At 57.9% G+C, this 18,539-nt stretch carries 14 protein-coding genes; 9 read left to right on the top strand and 5 right to left on the bottom strand.

Going from position 1 to position 18,539, the window contains the following annotated elements; genetic code table 11:
• The 3 genes from RBB62_RS01760 to RBB62_RS01770 all read left to right on the top strand — a co-directional run.
• On the top strand, positions 1-362 hold a 362-nt coding region (locus tag RBB62_RS01760), incomplete at its 5' end, for a transposase (RefSeq protein ID WP_309396420.1).
• Positions 363-568: 206 nt separating this feature from the next.
• The gene (locus RBB62_RS01765; RefSeq protein WP_309396422.1) at positions 569-928 is read left to right on the top strand and encodes a type II toxin-antitoxin system VapC family toxin; all 360 of its coding nucleotides are present in this window, start codon (positions 569-571) and stop codon (positions 926-928) included.
• A 115-nt stretch (positions 929-1,043) separates the two neighbouring features.
• Positions 1,044-1,469, top strand: a complete 426-nt coding sequence (locus tag RBB62_RS01770; protein ID WP_309396425.1) for a hypothetical protein — start codon at positions 1,044-1,046, stop codon at positions 1,467-1,469.
• Between the two features lie 239 nt (positions 1,470-1,708).
• Here RBB62_RS01770 and tkt read toward each other — a convergent pair whose 3' ends face one another.
• Together tkt and RBB62_RS01780 are read right to left on the bottom strand one after the other, a co-directional pair.
• On the bottom strand, positions 1,709-3,706 hold the full coding sequence (tkt, locus tag RBB62_RS01775) for a transketolase (protein WP_309396427.1): 1,998 nt from the start codon (positions 3,704-3,706) through the stop codon (positions 1,709-1,711).
• A gap of 144 nt (positions 3,707-3,850) precedes the next feature.
• Positions 3,851-4,795 (bottom strand): hypothetical protein, encoded by a 945-nt coding sequence (locus tag RBB62_RS01780; RefSeq protein WP_309396429.1) that lies wholly within the window; start codon positions 4,793-4,795, stop codon positions 3,851-3,853.
• Between the two features lie 145 nt (positions 4,796-4,940).
• Here RBB62_RS01780 and RBB62_RS01785 point away from each other — a divergent pair, with 145 nt between their 5' ends.
• From RBB62_RS01785 to RBB62_RS01795, 3 genes are read left to right on the top strand one after another with little or no spacing between them, the layout of a single operon-like run.
• The gene (locus RBB62_RS01785) at positions 4,941-5,945 is read left to right on the top strand and encodes a serine hydrolase domain-containing protein (protein ID WP_309396431.1); all 1,005 of its coding nucleotides are present in this window, start codon (positions 4,941-4,943) and stop codon (positions 5,943-5,945) included.
• Positions 5,942-6,700, top strand: coding sequence for an NAD-dependent epimerase/dehydratase family protein (locus RBB62_RS01790; RefSeq protein WP_309396433.1), 759 nt, complete (start codon positions 5,942-5,944; stop codon positions 6,698-6,700). The genes RBB62_RS01785 and RBB62_RS01790 overlap by 4 nt, the downstream gene beginning before the upstream one ends.
• A 6-nt stretch (positions 6,701-6,706) precedes the next feature.
• On the top strand, positions 6,707-7,489 hold the full coding sequence (locus RBB62_RS01795; protein WP_309396435.1) for a sugar phosphate isomerase/epimerase family protein: 783 nt from the start codon (positions 6,707-6,709) through the stop codon (positions 7,487-7,489).
• Positions 7,490-7,503: 14 nt separating this feature from the next.
• Here RBB62_RS01795 and mutL read toward each other — a convergent pair whose 3' ends face one another.
• Entirely contained in the window at positions 7,504-9,513 is a 2,010-nt protein-coding gene (mutL, locus tag RBB62_RS01800) for a DNA mismatch repair endonuclease MutL (protein ID WP_309396437.1), read from the bottom strand.
• Between the two features lie 88 nt (positions 9,514-9,601).
• Here mutL and RBB62_RS01805 point away from each other — a divergent pair, with 88 nt between their 5' ends.
• The 3 genes from RBB62_RS01805 to rho all read left to right on the top strand — a co-directional run bounded on the left by RBB62_RS01805 (position 9,602) and on the right by rho (position 13,813).
• A complete protein-coding gene (locus RBB62_RS01805; protein WP_309396438.1) occupies positions 9,602-10,822 on the top strand; it encodes a THUMP domain-containing class I SAM-dependent RNA methyltransferase in 1,221 nt (406 codons plus the stop codon).
• 229 nt (positions 10,823-11,051) lie between these two features.
• The gene (gene coaE, locus RBB62_RS01810) at positions 11,052-11,639 is read left to right on the top strand and encodes a dephospho-CoA kinase (protein ID WP_309396440.1); all 588 of its coding nucleotides are present in this window, start codon (positions 11,052-11,054) and stop codon (positions 11,637-11,639) included.
• A gap of 95 nt (positions 11,640-11,734) precedes the next feature.
• Complete coding sequence (rho, locus tag RBB62_RS01815; protein ID WP_309396442.1) at positions 11,735-13,813, top strand: transcription termination factor Rho; 2,079 nt, start codon at positions 11,735-11,737, stop codon at positions 13,811-13,813.
• A 142-nt stretch (positions 13,814-13,955) separates the two neighbouring features.
• Here the strand turns inward: rho and RBB62_RS01820 are convergent, their stop codons facing one another.
• Complete coding sequence (locus RBB62_RS01820; protein ID WP_309396444.1) at positions 13,956-14,780, bottom strand: hypothetical protein; 825 nt, start codon at positions 14,778-14,780, stop codon at positions 13,956-13,958.
• Positions 14,767-18,429 (bottom strand): hypothetical protein, encoded by a 3,663-nt coding sequence (locus tag RBB62_RS01825; protein WP_309396446.1) that lies wholly within the window; start codon positions 18,427-18,429, stop codon positions 14,767-14,769. The genes RBB62_RS01820 and RBB62_RS01825 overlap by 14 nt, the downstream gene beginning before the upstream one ends.
• Positions 18,430-18,539: the final 110 nt, after the last annotated feature.

Below are 18,539 nucleotides of genomic sequence, written 5' to 3' on the forward strand. Positions count from 1 at the left end.
CTGGCGAAGTCTTGGGCAAATGCTACCCAAGACATCGCAGCAGTGAGTTCCTCGCTTTCCTGCGGGAGGTGGAAAAATCCTTGCCTCAACGCACCAAAGAAGACCCTTACGAAGTGCATCTGGTCATGGATAACTACTTCACCCATAAGGCCGAAAAGGTGAATGCATGGTTGGCAAAACGACCGCATTGGAACGTTCACTTCACGCCCACTTACAGCTCATGGCTCAACCAAGTCGAACGCTTCTTCGCAATCATTATCGACAAACAGATACGAAGGGCTTCATTCAACAGCCTCAAATCGCTCAGAGAAGCTATCGAAACATTTATTCACCAAATACAACGAGCAACCAAAGCCATTTAAGTGGACAGCGGACGCAAATCTGATCCTCGGTAAGGTTCAGTATTTATGCAGCGAACTTCGCTGACACCACACTAGCATTGGGCGGCGTTTAAGGCGCTTCTGGCGAGTGGTGTGAACTGGTTGACAAACAAGGCGTTAGCATTAAGCTGGTTAATATGGTTATCGTGGACACAGGGCCGCTCGCCTTTCTCCTGCTCCCTGGGGAGATGAGTGATCTGGCTCACCGCGCCTATTCGCATGACCCCGCTTGGGCCTCCGCGCCGATCTGGCGTTCGGAGTTTCGCAACATCGTGGTCCGTTACGTGCGCGAAGGTCGACTGGCGGCAAACCATGCCCAAGAGATTCTTCACGCGGCTGAGGACAAAATGCACCCGCGGCAATACAACATCGACAGCCAGGTGGTGCTCGAGTTGGCCCTCCAAACCGGCCTCTCTGCCTACCAATGCGAATATCTCGCGCTGGCTCAGGACCTGAATGTGCCGCTCGTCACGACGCAATTTGAGCTCGTGAAAGCCGCGCCACAAATGGCGATTTTGCTTCCGGATTTCGTCGAAAATCGAGCCTGAATGTGCGAAATATTCACAAAGCACTGGATAGTAGGGTCTTGTGGAGTTTTTCTAAAATTTTAGCTCTCCAAAACAGTACTTTTATGCACTTTTGGGGCTCAAAATAGGCCAATTCATGGAATCTAAAGCAAAGTTTTTTGCTGGGTTGGGGGGCGTTTGCGTTGTTGGGTGCCTGCTTGCCGCCTATTTTCTCGCGCTGACCTTTCGTTTTGTTCCGCGCTTTGAGCGGGATGTTCTCGGAAACCGGCCACGTGACGTGGTGGATCAATATATTGAGCTCTGCCATGGCGGGGACTTTGAGGCCGCGGAAAAACTATGGACTGCTGGATCGGTGGCCTACATGAATCAAGCCTATCCGGAAGATGGCTTTGCGGGTATTTGCCAAGACATTGCGTCGTTGAATTTGGACTACCGTTGGGCATCGCATGGCAATACGAAGGATGTCGTTCACCTCCAGGCGAGGGATGATGGGTTTGGCGCAATCCGAAATTTTTACTTTGTGCATGATGCAGGCATATGGCGGCTGGATTGGCCAAGATGAATCCACAGATTACCTCTCCGCACCAGTGGCGTTGGCTTTTCGCTTCCAGTCTGCCGCGCTCAAGCCGCCTTGCTAGACGCAAAAAATCACGGTGCCCTGATCGGCAACTTAGATGGATAGTGCTCTCCCTCGAAATTAGCATTCCCGACCAAAAAGCCCCGCCAGCGAACTGACGGGGCTTTGTCGTGCAAACTTACTTTGCTCGGCAGAGCAAACTCTCCGGTCCAGCAGGATGCTGGCTAGAGGGACTTGGCGGCGGCGACTACGTCGGCGGCGGTCATGCCGAGTTCCTTCATGACCGTGTCACCCGGAGCGGAGATGCCGAAGCGGTCGATGCCGAGGATCTTGCCCTTGCTGGAGCAGACGTATTTGTGCCAAGGCATCGTGATGCCGGCTTCGATCGAAACGCGCTTGCAGCAGGTCGACGGTAGGACGGACTCCTTGTATTCGTCGCTCTGGGCGTCGAAGAGCTCCATCGACGGCATGGAGACCACGCGGACGCCGTCACCCAGCTCCTTGGCGGCCTCGATGCAGTGCTGCACTTCGGAGCCAGTGGCGATGAGGATGGTGTCGAGCTCTGCGGTTTCCTTCTTGGCAACGTAGGCGCCCTTGAGCGTGCCTTCGCGGCGCTCTTCCTTGGAGAGGTGCGCCATGCCCGGCAAGTTCTGGCGGGACAGGATGAGAGCGGTCGGGCCGTCAGCGCGCTCGATGGCGTGCGCCCAGGCAGCGGCGGTTTCTTCACCATCTGCCGGGCGGAGCACGTCGAGGTTCGGAATGGCGCGGACTGCGGTCAGGGTTTCCACGGGCTCGTGAGTCGGGCCGTCTTCGCCGACGCCGACGCTGTCGTGCGTCCAGATGTAAACGCAAGGCAGGTTGGCCAGAGCCGCGATGCGGACGCTCGGGCGCATGTAGTCGGAGAAGGTGAAGAATGTGGCGCCGGACACCTTGAACACGCCGTCGTAGGCGATGCCATTCATGATGGCGCCCATGCCGTGCTCGCGGATGCCGAAGTGGAAGTTACGTCCAGCAAAGTTGTCGGTGTCGAAGTCGCCTGCGCCGTCGAGGTAGTTCTTGGTCGAACCGTGGAGGTCGGCAGAACCGGAGATGACGAGCGGAGAAATCTTGGCAATTTCGTTGAGGATCTTGCCGCCGGTGGCGCGGGTGGCAGCCGGCTTGTCGTCGCCGATAGCCGGAATCTTCTCCAACAGCTCTTCGACGGTGAGGTGCTCGTGGTTGAGGCCCTTCTTGAGGAGCGCAGCCTTTTCGGGGTTGGCGGATTCCCAAGCGGCAAACTTCTCATCCCAGGCAGCGTAAGCGGCTTCGCGCTCAGCGTTGAGGGAGGCAAAGTAGGCCTTGGTCTCTTCGGACACAAAGAACTTCTCTTCCGGCAGGCCGAGGGCTGCGCGGGCTGCGTCAACAAACTTAACGCCGCCTTCGCCGTGTGCCTTGCTGGTGCCAGCAACTTCCGGGATGCCGCGACCGATTTCGGTCTTCAAAATGATGAGCTTCGGCTTGCCGTTGTCGTCCGCCTTGGCCTTTTCGTAGGCGGCGGAGATGGCGGCGAGGTCGTTGCCGTCGGTCAGCGTGGTGACGTCCCAGCCGTAGGACTCGTAGCGCATGGCGGTGTCCTCGTTCTGAGTCTTGTCGGCCATGGCGTCGAGGGTGACGTCGTTGCTGTCGTAGAAAAGGATCAGGTTATCGAGGCCGAAGCGACCGGCGTAGGCGCTGGCTTCGCAGGAAACACCTTCCTGGAGGCAGCCGTCACCGGCGAGGCAGACCACGTGGTAGTCGAGGATCGGCGCATCTGCGGTGTTGAAGTTGGCCTGGAGCATTTTGCCGGAAACGGCGTAGCCCACTGCGTTGCCGACACCCTGGCCGAGCGGGCCGGTGGTGCACTCGACACCATCGGTTTCACCAAACTCCGGGTGACCGGGGGTGATGCTGTGCAGTTGGCGGAAGTTGGCGACGTCGTCCTTGGAGACGTTGTAGCCGGCCAGGTGCAGCCAGGAGTAAAGGAACATCGAGCCGTGGCCGGCCGAGAGGATGAAGCGGTCGCGGTTGATCCACTTCGGGTCCTTGGGGTTGCATTGCATCGCGGAGCCGTAGAGAACGGCACCCAGCTCAGTAGCGCCAAGCGGCAGGCCCAGGTGGCCCGAGTTGGCAGCGGCGATGGCGTCCATGGAAAGACCGCGCGCTTCGCTGGCGGCGCGGGATAGTGCTTCTATATTAAGTGACATGGTAGGAATAGGAGGTTTATCGGATTCTGCGCCGATGGGAAGCAAAACTTATCCCACACGTGTAGGTTACAGTCAAGCAACACCGCGCGCCACGCCGATTCCCACGTGATCATCGGTGAGATTGATCGTTAGCATGAATACATTTCACATCACGCCCGCCGGACCGAATGCCATGATTAACGCAACAAAGATGCCAACCGTCAGCGATAAGGCCAATGTCGCGCCGAATCCCGCCACGACCAGGAAAAGCAGCGTTTTCCAGATGGGTATCTTCAGGAACAGTGAATGTGCCTTCAGCAAAAGCGTAAACCCCAGCAAATACAGACAGCAAAAAAGGAGCAGCACCTTGAGATTGCCCTGCATGGCAACGAGCTCCTGCCCATCCAGCGGAACGCCGAGGAGCGGCAGAATCAGCGTGCAAGCGAAACCACCCGCAGCCAGCAGCAGAAACGTAAGCAGCACATGCAGCATCTGCCAGACGATTGAGCGAAAAACCGACCAGGGCTCCAGCCGGAACAACTTCCCCGCCAAGTAGACAAGCAAAACATCCCAAAGCAAAAACATCGCCACCGCCACCAGGCTCAATAACGCGAACTGCCGGGCGCGCTCCTTCAGGTTATCCGCATCACCCTGAGAAAGCTGATCCCTAAGCCCCGCGACCATGGATTCCAACTGCTCGAAATCCTCTGTCGACAACGCATCGACCACACCCTGAGAGCTCTCAGGCGGCCTTTCCTCGCCAACACTTGATGGCGGTGGAGATGGCAGCGCGAAATCACCATTCGCAAGCTGCTCTCCCAGTTCCGCAAGCTGCGCTTTAAAATCATTAGCCGGTTCGGCAGGTTTGGGTTTTGGCGCCGTTTTTTCACGAAGGAACTCCTGATCCGCATCCGACAAAATCGCCGTCGAAATGGTGAATTCGCGGTTGTCCACATACCGGAGTATCGTCACCTGATCGCCCCGCTGCTCGATCAAGTCACCCTCGAAGGTCCGCCCGTCCCGATGCGTCCAAGTCCGCGCGCACAGCACATTGGCCACGCCGAGTAAGAGCGCAACCAGCCAGAGAAAAAGCTTTCGGTTATTTCGCATTACCTGCAATCACTTTCTAAGTCACATCGGGGGAGTCAATCGAGATATCAATAAACTTCGCCTGCCTAACGCGTGATATTTGCCTTGACCGAAGGTTGGGCAAAAACCACCCTGAAGGAGGCTGCCCCACAGCAATCTCCTATCTATGCCTTCGATCAACACACCCTCACAGCCTAACGTGATAAGCTCCGATGCAGCGGCCTCCGTCATGCAGACGCTGGCCGACATTTCCCTGCACGATGGTGCCGACTCCGCCTTGCTCTGGCAGGCGGGCGAAGTGCGCTGGGAAGGGCCAGTAACGGATCGCATTTACAACGCGTGGTCGTGCACCAAGTCCTTCACGTCTTGCTGCACTGGCCTCATGGTCGACGCAGGCAAGTTGGATATCGATGCACCCGCCGTCCAGTGGCTGCCCGAGCTCAAGGAACACTACCCGAACGTCACGCTCCGGCATTTGCTTACGTTTACCTCCGGCGTGCAAACGCGAGCCAATGATGCCGACCCCAGCATCATAATCGACCCATTCGACGTGCGTGAACCGCGTTTCCCGTTAGGATGTTGCCTGCACTATTCGCCGGAGTCTGAGTGGATCGCGCTTGCCATAAAGCGCGTCTCCGGCCAAGCGATCGGTGAACTCTTCCGGGAGCAAATCGGCGACAAGATCGGCATCGATTACGACTTTTTTCGCTGGGGCGAAATTGATACCCCCGACGGTCCCAACAACGGCGGCAGCGGTGCCTTTGGCGCTGGCGTGCACACCAACCCGCGCAACCTTCTCCGCTTTGGTCAGCTGCTCCTGCAAGGCGGTGAGTGGAACGGCGTGCAGCTAATCAGCCGCGAGTGGCTATGTGAAGCGACTTGCTCACAAGAGCTCAGTGCCGTGCCCCCGTGGGATGCGCTGGATGGTTGGTATCGCGACTGGCTGCCTGGCACCTACGGCCTGCACACCTGGGTGAACGGCATCAAGCTAAACGGCCAGCGCCTCTGGCCCCACGGCTCGGGGGAGGTCTTCGCCGCGCAGGGCAACCGCAACCAAATCTGCCTCGTGGTCCCTGAGTGCGACGCGATCATCGTCCGCATGGGCGACGACGGCGTCATCAACATGCGGGACTACGACCTAGTCATCCAACGACTGAAAGAAACTTTATGAAAATCCTCATTACCGGCGGCGGCGGCTTTTTGAGCCGCGGCATGATCATCCCCATCGCAGCAGCGGGCCACAGCCTGCGCCTTATGGATGTCACCGCGCCCGACCTCCCCCCTCACGAATGCATCCAAGGCGATGTGACGAACCTGGACGACGTGCGCCGCTCGTTGGACGGCGTCGATGGCATCATCATTAACCACATGGCGCCTCGCACGCCCGACTCCTACGAGACGCCCGAGCTGTGTTTTAAGATCAACGTCACGGGCACGGCCAACGTCCTGCAATCGGCGGTCGATCTCGGTGTGAAGCGCGCGGTGATCATTTCCACCACCGGCTTTCATCCGCCGGAAAATTGCCAGAAGTGGGTTGAGACCATTCCGCTGGACAGTGCGAAGGGGCTTTACGGTACAAGCAAGGTCTGCCAGGAGGCGCTGGGGCAGCAGTTTTCCCGGGAGCATGGCATGACGATTTCCATTCTGCGTATTGGCTACATCGTCAATGCCGAAATCATGGAAGATAAATACGGTCGCAAAATCGGCGAACGCGCGCCGTTGGATTGTGACCGACGTGACGTCGGCGAAGTCGCCCGCCTGGCCTTGGAGCGCGAGGACACCGCGCTGGATGTATTCCCTGTGATGAGCACCCGCGAAGCACACGGCATCTGGGGTACGCGCCACACGATCGACCGCCTTGGCTGGAAGCCGCGCTACGATTTTGATCGTCTACCAGGCCCCAGCAAAGCCGCCGCCAGCGCCTAGACCACCATGAAACTTGGCCTCTGCACCATCGCCTACCGCAATATGGATGTTCGTGAAGTCATCCCGCACGCCGCGCGGATTGGCTTCGAAGAAATCGAAATTATCGGCAAGCAAGTCGAAGGCAAAACCGACTCCGAGCTCGACTCCATTCGCGAATGCGCCGTTGACCACGGCCTCGAAATCTCCGGTGTCGCGCCCTACCTCTGGCTCACGCAGGATGAAAAACTCTGGCGCGAATCCATGAAAATCGCTGAGCGCTTTACGCAGATTGCCCGTCGCCTTGGCGCGCGCATGATCCGCACCTTCACCGACTCGGGCCCCACCGGCATCGGGAGCGACGTGGCCACTGAGGCGCAATGGGACATCGCGGTGAAGTCGCTGCAAACCATTACCGCCAATGCGCCGGAGATTATCTTTTCCGTCGAAACACATGAGAAGACCCTCGCCGACAACCCCGCCAGCGCTCTCCAGCTCAAGGAACGCGTCGGCGCGGGCAACCTGCTCTTCACCTATCAGGCGTTCAAAGGCGGCGACATCATCGCCGACTACGAGGCGCTCAAGGAGCACGTGCGCCAGGTGCATTTAAATCCGCACATCGGCAGCAAGCCCGACGGCGACTTGGACGACTGCGGCGTCGACTACGCCTCCCTCCTCCAGCACCTCGCGGTCACCGGCTACGGGCACAGCGTTGCCGCGGAGTTCTGCAAGGAGGGCGAAGCGACTTGGGGCCGCATCCAAGGCGCCTACGATTGGGTTCGCGAGCAAACGAATGTCCCCTGTCGCAGCTAGAGATAACATGAAGTTTAGCTCAGGCCGAAGCGTTTGCGGAGTTCGTTCGCGGAGAGCTCGATAATCGTTGGGCGGCCGCGGGGGCAACTGAGCGGTTGTTGGCATTCGAGCAGCTGCTCGGCTAGCTTTTCCACAGCGGCGTCGGGGAGCTGGTCGTCGTAACGGACGGCGCGGGTGGCCGCCATTTTGGCCAGGGCTTCGTGCGCCAGTTGCGCGCGCTTGGGGTCGATCTCGCCATCGCGCAAGCGGTCCACGATGTCGCGCAGGAAGGTCTCGGCCTGCGCTTCGGGGAGCCAGTCCGGGTGCGCTTCCAGGCGATAAAAGTTGCGGCCAAATTCTTCCAGCGTGAAGCCGTGGGCGTCGATCCATTCCAAGGTTTCATTGATCACCGCTGAGGCGCGCGGCTCGAACTCCAAAGGGATCGGAAACAGCAGCTGCTGGCGCGCCGGACTTTGCTTCGCAAAGTATCCGACGATGCGCTCGAACCATATGCGCTCATGCGCGGCGCGCAGGCGAATAAGCGTCAGCGCGGTCTCGGTTTCGAACAGCGCAAAGTCGACCTTGAAACGGCCGAGGTAACGCCAGTTGAAGCGACGCGGGGCAGGCGCAAGGTGCGACTCCTCCATCGGCTCAATCATCTCTGGTTGCGCTTGTTTTTCGACGGGGCGCGCCTTGGCCTCGGGCGGCGGCTTAACCGACTTCGCTGCGGACGCCGCTGGCGCAGGCTTCGACTCGGCAACATACTTGGCGCGAAATTCATCCGAGGCGGGCTTGGGATTCGTCCGCGGGTAGTTGGCCGATTCACTGGACGGCTTGGGGGTCACTGCCGGCGCTGGCGTAATCGCGGGAGCGGGCATCTTGCGCTCCGCGCGTTTTTCCAACTGCGCTTCGGCGACGCGGGCCGCGTCATCGGGCAGTTCCTCGGGCACGGCCTTCTTTTTTAAATCGAAGGTCGCCAGCTCGCGCAGTCTCTCCTGCACGCTGGTCAGCACGAAGCGGCGGACGGCGCCCTCGTCGCGGAAACGCACCTCGCGCTTGGCGGGGTGGATGTTTACGTCGATCGCGGCGGGGTCGATTTGCAGGAAGAGAAACGCGAGCGGGAAGCGCCCCTTGGGAATGAACGTGTGGTAGCCCTCGATGAGCGCGTAGTTGATCGTGCGGCTATCGACGGCACGCCCATTGACGAGCGCGATCATTTCCTTGCGCGTGGTGCGGCCAACACCCGGCATACCGATCAGCCCCTTGAGCCGCAGGCCGCTGTTGCCCTTGGACTCGGGCAGCTCGATCAGCTGGTTCGCGACTTGCCGCCCCCAGATCTCCGCCACGCGGTCCTTCATCGTCGGGCACTCGGGCGATTGGAAAACCGTGCGCCCGTCCTCGATCAGCGTGAACGCCGTCTCCGGTCGCGCGACCGCGAGCAAGCGCACGAGGTGGACAATGTGCGCGGCTTCGGTGTTGTCAGTCTTGAGAAACTTCCGGCGCGCGGGCACGCTGTTGAACAAATGCGCCACCTCGATACGCGTGCCCTGCGGCATGCCACACTCCTTTTGATGGATGAACTTGCCGCCGTTGACAAAGATTTCCGTGCCGTGCTCGCTGCCCGCCGAGCGAGTCTTCATCGTGAAGCGGCTCACGCTGGCGATGGACGGAATGGCCTCCCCGCGAAAGCCCAGGCTGGTGATTTTCAGCAGGTCGTCGGCCTCGCGCAGCTTGCTCGTGGCGTGGCGCTCCAGGGAGATCAGGGCCTCGTCGGGCGACATCCCGCTGCCGTTGTCTTCGATGCGAATGTAGCTCTTGCCGCCGTGGCGAAACTCCACCTCCACGCGCGTGGCACCCGCGTCGAGGGAGTTTTCCACGAGCTCCTTGACCACCGCCGCCGGGCGCTCAATGACCTCCCCCGCAGCGATCTGGTTGATCACGCGGTCGGGCAGCACGCGGATCCGCGGCGCGGTGGGACTGTCGATAGAGTCGGCCAAGCAATTCATCATGGGAATGCCCGCCCGCGCCTCAAGCTTCGGATGCATTTTTCTCCCGCTGCTCAGTCGCAATCTCTCCCTTCCAAGAGGAGGTTGGCTTGCCAGGCGGGATGGATTGTGCTCGATTGGCGCGCTTATGAAGAAGACCGCGTTAGAGCAGCCGGATTATTACGTCGCCAATTGCCGGGCGGGGCTGGAGCCCGTTGTCGAGGCAGAGCTGAAGGCCTGGGGGCTGGAGATCGCCTTTGTGGGCGTGCGCATGGTCGCCTTTCGCGGGAGCGAGGAGGATTTTTACAAGGTCAACATGGGCCTGCGGGCGGGGTTATCGGTGCTGAAGCCGATTCGCCGTTTCCACGCGCGCAACACCGACATGCTGTATTTTCAGTCGCGCAAGGTGAACTGGCACCAGATGTTTGCGCCCGACGCCTCACTGAAAATCGACCTCAAGGGCGACTGGAAGTATTTCCGCAACGAGCGCTTTGCGCTGTATCGCATCAAGGACGCAATCGTCGACACCTTTAAAAAACTGTGCGACGGGCAGCGGCCGGACATCGCCACGCGCGACCCCGATGTGCGGATCGTCGCCTTTGCGATGAAGGACGAGATCTCGCTCTACCTGGACGGCGCCGGCGAGCCGCTTTTCAAGCGCGGCTACCGCTGGGAGCACGGCGAGGCCCCGCTCAAGGAAGACCTCGCCGCGGGCATGCTCCAGCTGATCGGCTGGGACGGCTCTACGGACCTCATCGACCCGCTTTGTGGCAGCGGCACCTTCCTCTTTGAAGCCTACCTGCTGGCCAACGGTATTGCGCCGAACCTGGAGCGCGAATTCGCCTTCCAGCGCTGGCTGAACTTCAACCGCCCCGCCTACCTGCGCGCGAAGAAGGCGCTACAGGCCGCGGAAAAGCCGTCGCAAAAGCAGTTCATCGGCTTTGAGTCGGACCAAAAGACGTTCAACACGCTGCAAAAGATCGCGCAGCAGCATTTCCCGGCGGGCGCGTTTTCGCTGCACCCAAAGAAGTTCCAGGACGCGAACTTCAGCCTGCGCGGCGCCCAGATTTTGACGAACCCGCCCTACGGCGTGCGCCTCAAGCCGGCGGACCTGAATGGCGTTTACCGCGACATCGGCCAGTTCATGAAGGCGACCGCGCCCGAAGGCAAAGGCGCGCTGATCACGGCCGCGCTCGATGCGGCGGTGTTCGTGGGCCTGCCGGTGAAGGAAAAGTGGAAGCTGTTCAACGGCCAGCTGGAGTGCCGTTTGTTCAGCTACGACATCCCGGTGGAGAAAAAGGAGCCCAAGTCGGAGGCCGCTGAGGGAAGCGAACCGAACGAGGCGAAAGAGCCAGGGAAAGAAATTTAGCCACGGATTAACGCGGATGGAACGCGGATCGGTGGGGCAACTTTTTTGAACAGAAGGCTGCAAAGGGAGCAAAGTTTCAGGTGGTTTCATCTGGGTGGCTTTGCTCCCTTTGCTGCCTTCTGTTCAATAAAATAGCGTGCTGACGGCATCCGCGTGCAATCCGCGTCCATCCGCGGCTTAGAAAAATTGCCTCGACACGCGGGCGCGTTCGTCGAGCGTAGTGGGCTCCATGCGCATCGGATTGACAGGCGGCATTGGCTGCGGGAAGTCCTCGGCGGGCAAGTGCTTCGCCGAGCTGGGCTGGCGGCGTCTGGATTCTGACGCGATCGTCCGCGACCTGTTGGCCAACGATGCCGGGCTGCACGCGTCGCTGCGCGAGTGTTGGGGCGAGGAGGCGGTGCTGCCCGAGGGCGGCGCAAACCGCTCGTTTATCGCGGGGAAGGTTTTTCACGACAAGGCTGAGCTGAGCTGGTGGGAGGGGCTGGTGCTGCCCAAGGTCCGCGAGACTTGGCAGGGCGCGCTGGCCACCGAGCCTGATGTGGACTGGGTGGTGGAGGTTCCGCTGCTGTTTGAGAAGGATTTACAGGGCAATTTCGACCGGACCGTCTGCGTGGAGGCCCCGCAGGCAGTGCAATTGGCGCGATTGGCCGCTAAAGGTCTTGACCGCGAGCAATCCCTCGCCAGAATCAACAATCAGATGCCGGTATTGGACAAAGCGCGCTGCGCAGACCTTGTCCTCTCAAACGCCGGATCTCTCGAGTTCCTGCAACGCCAAGTGAGGCGTGCGTCCGAGATGCTACGATCGTTTTCCCGCTAATTTTTTAATGTTTTTTCTATCAGCTGGCTTATCGTTGCTGGCCTGAGTTCCTTTCGATCCCGAAATCCCGTCTACTGGATTATTTTGTATTACCTATGAGTGATTCCGAAGAGCAATTGCTCGACCTCGGTGAGGTCGATGCCCAAGCAGAGCTACCCGCTCCCAAGAAAAAAGTTGCCCGCAAGCGCACCGCCAAAAAAGCGGCTAAAAAAGCTGCCAAAAAGGCGACCAAAAAGGCTGCGAAGAAGGCTGCAAAGAAGGTCGCCAAGCCGGTTGAAGATGACGAGATTCCCTCGGTGTTCTCCGCAGATCCGGACGATATGGACGACTACGGAGACCGCGTCGAGCGCCAGGAGCGCGTAGCCAAGGAAGAAGCTGCAGCGCAGAAGGAAGCTGAGCAGCAAGAGAAGGCAGATCCTAAGGCGGAAAAACCTGCTGAGGAATCTGCACCAGTCGAGAAACCCTCTGGTGAATCTGATCACACAGAAAGCGCACCCCGCGAAGAGCGTTCCGAGGACCAGGGAAATCGCAGTGACCGCCCCGAGCGCCAAGACCGTAACGACCGTGGCAATCGCGACAACCGCGACCGTGGCAACCGCGATAACCGCAACCAGCAAAAGGGCAACAACCCGAAGTTCCAAAAGGGCAACCGCGGGGATCGTGGCAATAACCAGGGTGGCGGCAACCAAAACCGATTCGATAAGAAAAAGGACAAATTCCAGAAGGGCGGCAAGAAGGACCGCTTCCAAAAGGGTGGCAAAAAAGGCGGCGCCTGGCGCAAGGATTTTGATGCCGCCAACGACGACGATGTCGATCCGCCCGTGTTCGATAGCCTCGAAGAGTGGGATGTGTTCCGCAATGCCGAGGAGCTGGCAGCGCTCATCGCGGATGTGGCCTCTGGCGAGCCACTCGACTACAACGAAGTTTACAACCTGCGGGTGCCCGAGATGGAAAGGTGGGCCCGCGAACATGGCGTCGAGTGGGATGGCCCGCCCAGCCGCCGCAAGCTTCTGCGCGCGATCCTGACCAAGGCTAGTGAAGAAAAGCGTGCGATCAAGGCCAAGGGCATCGTCGAAGAGCTGGAGGATGGTTTCGGCTTCCTCGTTTTCAGCGAAGACAGCTTCCGCCTACGCACCGAGAGCCCCTACATTGCGCCCGAGATTTTCAAGCAATATGGCCTCCAGCGCGGCCACGAAATCGAGGTGGTTATCCACGCCCCGCGCGAGGAAGACACCACGCCATTCGTCCTCAAGGTGGACACCGTGATGGGCATGGACCCGGAGACTGCACAGCACCTGACGCCGTTCAAGGAGCTGATCCCGTATTACCCGACCGAGCGCATCATGATGGAGTCCGAGCAGGGCCGCCTCGGCAAGTGGGACAATATTTCCATGCGCATCGTGGACCTGCTGAGCCCGGTTGGCCTTGGCCAGCGCGGTCTGATTGTCGCGCCGCCGCGCACGGGTAAAACGGTCCTCTTGCAGGGCATTGCCAACGCGATCCGCGTGAACAAGCCCGACGTGCATTTGATCGTCCTCCTCGTCGACGAACGCCCGGAAGAAGTCACCGACTTCAAGCGCAGCGTGAAGGGTGCGGAGGTGATTTCCTCGACGTTTGACGAATCCGCCGAGAGCCACGTGCACGCCGCGGAAATGGTCAGCGAGAAGGCGCGCCGCATGGTTGAAGCCGGCCAGGATGTGATCATCCTGCTCGACTCGATTACCCGCCTGGCCCGCGCCTACAACACCACCATGCCGAGCAGCGGCAAGATTCTCTCCGGTGGTGTTGAAGCCAACGCCCTGCAAAAGCCGAAGCGTTTCTTTGGCTCGGCGCGCAACATCGAGGACGGCGGCAGCCTGACCATCCTCGGCACGGCGCTCGTCGAAACCGGCAGCAAGATGGACGAAGTCATCTTCGAGGAATTCAAGGGCACCGGCAACATGGAGCTCCACCTCGACCGCGAGCTCTCGAACAAGCGCGTCTTCCCGGCGCTCTCGTTTGAAAAGAGCGGCACGCGTAAGGAAGAGCTCCTCTACCACCCGGACGAAATGAACAAGGTCTTTGGGCTGCGCCGCGCGATGAAGGGAGTCGGCTCCGTCGAAGCGATGGAAATGCTCATCCAGCGCGTCAAGAAAACGCAGACCAACGCCCAGTTCCTCATGTCCCTCCGTTAAGGCCGCGGCAAAAAGCACTGGTGTATTTTGACGGAAAGCGGCAAGGCACTTTCCGGTTTTCCGATCTTCCGGTTCAATCCTCCGGATGCTGGGTTGTTTTGAGCCTCAATACGGTTGAGGGTCGGTATGCTTCCCCACAGTCTTATTGCTGCTTCTCGGCTAAGGCTGCTGGTAGCTTCATTTTTCCACCGTCACGGACAAAAACAATAGTCGGCTTTTGGACCCGCATATCGAAATAGGCTACGGCCGTATAACGTATGTTGGGCAGGTAGCGGATCTTGGACTGCTTCAAGATATTCCACTTGTCGGTGGTTTGATAAAAGAAGCTCACATCGGCCATGTTAAATTTATCCAATGAGCTAATCTCACTTATCATTACAGCAGAGTGAGAAGCGACGCTGCGTTTCTCTTCGCCAATTTTTAGAACCATCTGGGTGGGCAGCAGATTGATGACCAGTGTATTTGAAAGCGGAAAGGCTCGGAGACTGTTGTCGATAACACGGGCACTGTAATAATCTTCCGCAATGTTTTGACCGGTTAAAATGTTTTGTGGTGCCAGGATGATCGCTGCTTGTTGGATGCTGGCTGGCGCCTTTGCCGTCGCGACAATCTTGTATTTTTTTTGACCGCTTTCATCCACGCCGTCTTCGGTCCCAAGGTAGATACTACCATCGAAACTGGTACAGAGGAAGGGACGCCCATAGAGCAAGGGGCGAACACGTATTTTACCTACGGGCTGCTTAAGCGGATCGAGTATGTGGAGCTCTTCAAGCCCTGGGATCATCGCCACGGCCATGATTGTGGCGGCAAATTCGCGTTGCTGCCAAGCGGTGTCTGCTTGCTTGGTTTCGGCGCGCAGGCATTGCGTAGCGAGCAAAATGCATGCGAATAAGACTGATGTAAATTTCGTCGTCATGCCCACAGGTGGTTTCACGTCGGCTTGAGTTTGGAGGTTAAATTTCATCATCGGTTAGCCAACGCAGGCTGATGATCTCGAAACGGCGGCCCATCTCGTCAGTTGCCGAGGTCTCCCACGGTTCCAGGGATGAATCCACGTATTGCGGTGTGCGTTGGACAATGGCTTCACAGTAGGCCTTGAAAGTATCGCCAGTTATTGGGTTACTGGTTTCACCATAGGCGCGGATCCGGAATGTGTCGGAGCGCACGGCAAGCTTGGGTCCGATCTGTTGAAGAATATCGGCTTGGGTGAGAAAACCAGCGATGCCCATAGCTGAGTTTTCGTCTTCGTAAGCAGAATTAGGAAGGCCGAGGGAGCCGATGTCGACATCCAACCCCATATCATCCTTTACCTGATCATTGATGTCAGTCGTGGCAATGGCTGCGTCGATCGCGCCCATCATGTTACGCTCATCGTTGGAGCTGGAGCCGAGGCGTCGGTTGACAAATTCGGAGAGGGAGAGGAATGGTCCACGGTGCTTCACTTCATCCACTATACTCGCGGCCAAGGTTGAAATCTGCAGATCCGTAAGCTCGCGGTAGCCTTGCCAGGCAGCGTGAGCTGCGGGCGAAGACCGCGTGGTCGTGGCGGTGTTGTTTGACTCATCTTCATCAAACGAGGCATCGTGGTTGGTGGCGCGAAAGCGGGAGAAGGTGTTTCCGTTGGCTGAGATTTGTGAGATGTCATAGTCACCATCGTTGACTTTTGAAATGAGAGGCGGCGCGCTAACGGCCTGCTGGGCGGCAGACGTTAATATGGCTTTCCAGGCGCTGATCGAAGTGGAGTTAATATTGAAGGCACCAGTCTGATATTGGAATGCGGCGACCTTGCGATAGGCATCGGGCTGAAGCGTGGTATCGTCCACCAGAATGGTGTTTCGAATGACGTCCGTGCTGCTCTTTTGGGTGTTGAGCTGTAGGTTGGCGTTTTGCAAAGGAGCGCCGGACAGGTAGTTGTCGAGGGTCTCTGACAGGGTTGGGCCGTTCGAATTGAAGACGCTCTGGTAGGTTGCAATTGTCGAAAGATAATACGAATCCCAGAGGAAGTTATTCGCGAGGTAGGAGTGGTCGAGGAGGTCATAGCCCAACGAACTTGAGTTGTAGGATACGCTTCCCAGAGGGACCAGAGGGTTCGCGAAGGAATTGCCGACTACGTAGTCAACTTTCGGCAGGTAGCTGCTGGAGGCGAGGTTGGCGTGCTGGAGGCTGGCGATCGATTGGAGCGGCTGGAGCGGCTGCTCAAAGTGTGTCGCAAACTTGGTTCCTTCCGAGCTGGTGATGCCGGTGAATGAAAAGCCGTGGTTTTCGGAATCGATTTCGACGGATGGGGTGTTTGCGTCGCGTAGAGTAACTTGGTAAGATTGATTGAAGGTCGAAGCCGCGTCTAACTGGTTGATGCCCGCGAGGGTCGTCGGGTTGCTGAAGGACCAGGGGAGAGACGGGTTGGTATTAGACAAAGTGGTCTGCGCAAACACGTCCAAGACGGCCAATGGGGTTGGCGCAATATCTTGAACAGCAGTACTGTGTAGCGAGGAACTATAGAGGAACAAATTACTCTCTGGAATAAGATCTTTGGTGATGGGGAAGGTGTCGGTGGTGAAGTTCTCAGCAGCATCCCGTAGGTCATCGATGTCGTCATAAACAAAGCTGTAGCTACCCAAACGATTTACCGTTGCGCCGGAAACAGCGAATGGATGTTTGTCGAACAGTTCGATTTTGAATGGCTTTTCACTGACCGATTCCGGTTGATGTGGTACGGCGAAATCGATGTCTACCGTCATGTAATCGCTGTCCTTGATCAGAATAGAGTCGTAGCTGGTTGTGCCAATGTTGGGGAGCGCATTTTCCAAGATCGTTTCGCCATTTACGAGCGTCAGTGAACCGGTTTCATTGGTGTAGTCATAATTTGCGCGTGGGTTCGTGCGTAGAGGGTTCAAGTAATCATAAATCAGACCAGCTCCATCGATGTAACCCGATTTGCCTTGCATGACGTTAGCGTCGCTTTGTCGGTCGCCCGTCCAATTGGATAAACTGGCTAATGTGGTCGACGATTCATCAGCAAAGGGGGAAATGACGACAGATTCGCCCGGCGCGAGAGTGAAGTCGTCGCTGGAATCGTCACTGGCCGAAATCGAAATAACATACTCAACGCCATATGTCTTAATGCGAGGCTCGTTGTTGGGCGAAGTAATCATCGCATCCAAGGGAACCAATTGATTGGTGAGTGAAACCAAGCCACCATTTTCGCCCTGGCTCTCGCGCTTGAACAAGAAACCTACGGGGACACCGCTTAGAGACAGATACAGGCTCTCCGTGGTGAGTGGGACATTGTATGGGTTATATATTGTCACAACGGGCGATGCGATTAGGTAGAGCATCTGGCAGTTTTGATAAGTGTTGGCGGTGATCGTTTGAATGGTAGATACGCGATTACTTGGGACGCGCAGTGCCACCAGCGAGAATACGATTTGAATGCGGGTTATGGCTGGCGTGGGCGCATGTGAGGTTCGCGGCGCCAGCATGTCGTCGGTGTCCAAAGACCAGTCTTCGGTGGAGCTGATCAGGCGGGGGATGTCGTCGCCATCGAGGGTGAGGTTGGTCGAGCGATAGCTGGCAAGGTAGTCGAGCACCTGAGTCCATGCAGGCTCGGATTCGTAGCTTGCGGTAGAGCCAGAGCTGTAAAGGTAGCGCGGGCTGAAGTCTGAATCTGAAAGGTCGTTGTATTCCGAAAGTAGCGAGAGGTCTTGCTTCAGGCCGCCATTGACCGGGTCACTCAATACGCCGACTGAATAGTTGGTCAGATCATGAAACAGCGCCTTGTATTCAGCGGGGTCGCCACCCACATTCCCTAATGCGACGGCTCCGCTGTCATGGCTCAGGATGTTTATTTGATGATTGGCGGCAAAGGTGGGAGCAAGTGCGGTTAAGTCTGCAAGGCTTGGTATGCCACTGGCGGTTGGCGCGCCATAAAGCCCCAGCCATTGTGCCTCTTCAGAGCCCCAGCTTGCAGAGTCTACTTGTGAAGGGAGGCTGACGTTTGCCTTAACGCCTTCATCAAGGATTGCCCAAGCGTATTGTTCATTGCCGGACTCGTCGATGGGGACAATGGGCGCCTGGATAAGATTGCTGGCGGTGTTAACTGCGGTTTCGCCAAGGCTACCTTCGCTAACGAGCGTCACTAAACTGCCGGGAATCGTGTTCGCGGCAAAGCTAAGTGCTTCCAGCTCGTCGGCATCCTCGCTTGGGTAGGAGACAAGCCATTGCACGAAATTGTCCTGCTTTTGTGTGGTGTAGTTGATCGCATTGCCGGGGCTCCATTGGCTGGTCTCCCAAACGCCAACGAGGTGCGGGTTGGCAAGATTGGCTCCCAGACTCAGATCATTTTCAGCGCCCTCGAGAATCGATGCAGTCGTTGAAATACGCTGATCCGGCCCGAGGGTTCTTTGGAGCTCGCCCATGGCCACACTTAGCCCAAAGAGTGCATTTTGACGCGCGGCTTGCAATTGGGCCTGTGTCGCGCTGACTTTGATTTCCACCTGCAACAATGAGGAGAGGCTGATCAACAGCAGTAAAATGAACGCCATTAGCGAGATTGCGACGACCAATGCAAAGCCGTTAGTCTTGGGGCCGCGATCTTTGGGGTTATGTGACTTATCCATGTGCTGAGGGGGCTGTGCGACGAAAAACTGTACGCCGAGATTGGTGAAGGGGACTGAGTCTATCAAGATTACTCAGGTAAACGACATTTTGGAAAGTATGCTTTGCGACA

This window comes from Cerasicoccus maritimus, from assembly GCA_031296935.1.
GTDB classification, from domain to species: domain Bacteria; phylum Verrucomicrobiota; class Verrucomicrobiia; order Opitutales; family Cerasicoccaceae; genus Cerasicoccus; species Cerasicoccus maritimus.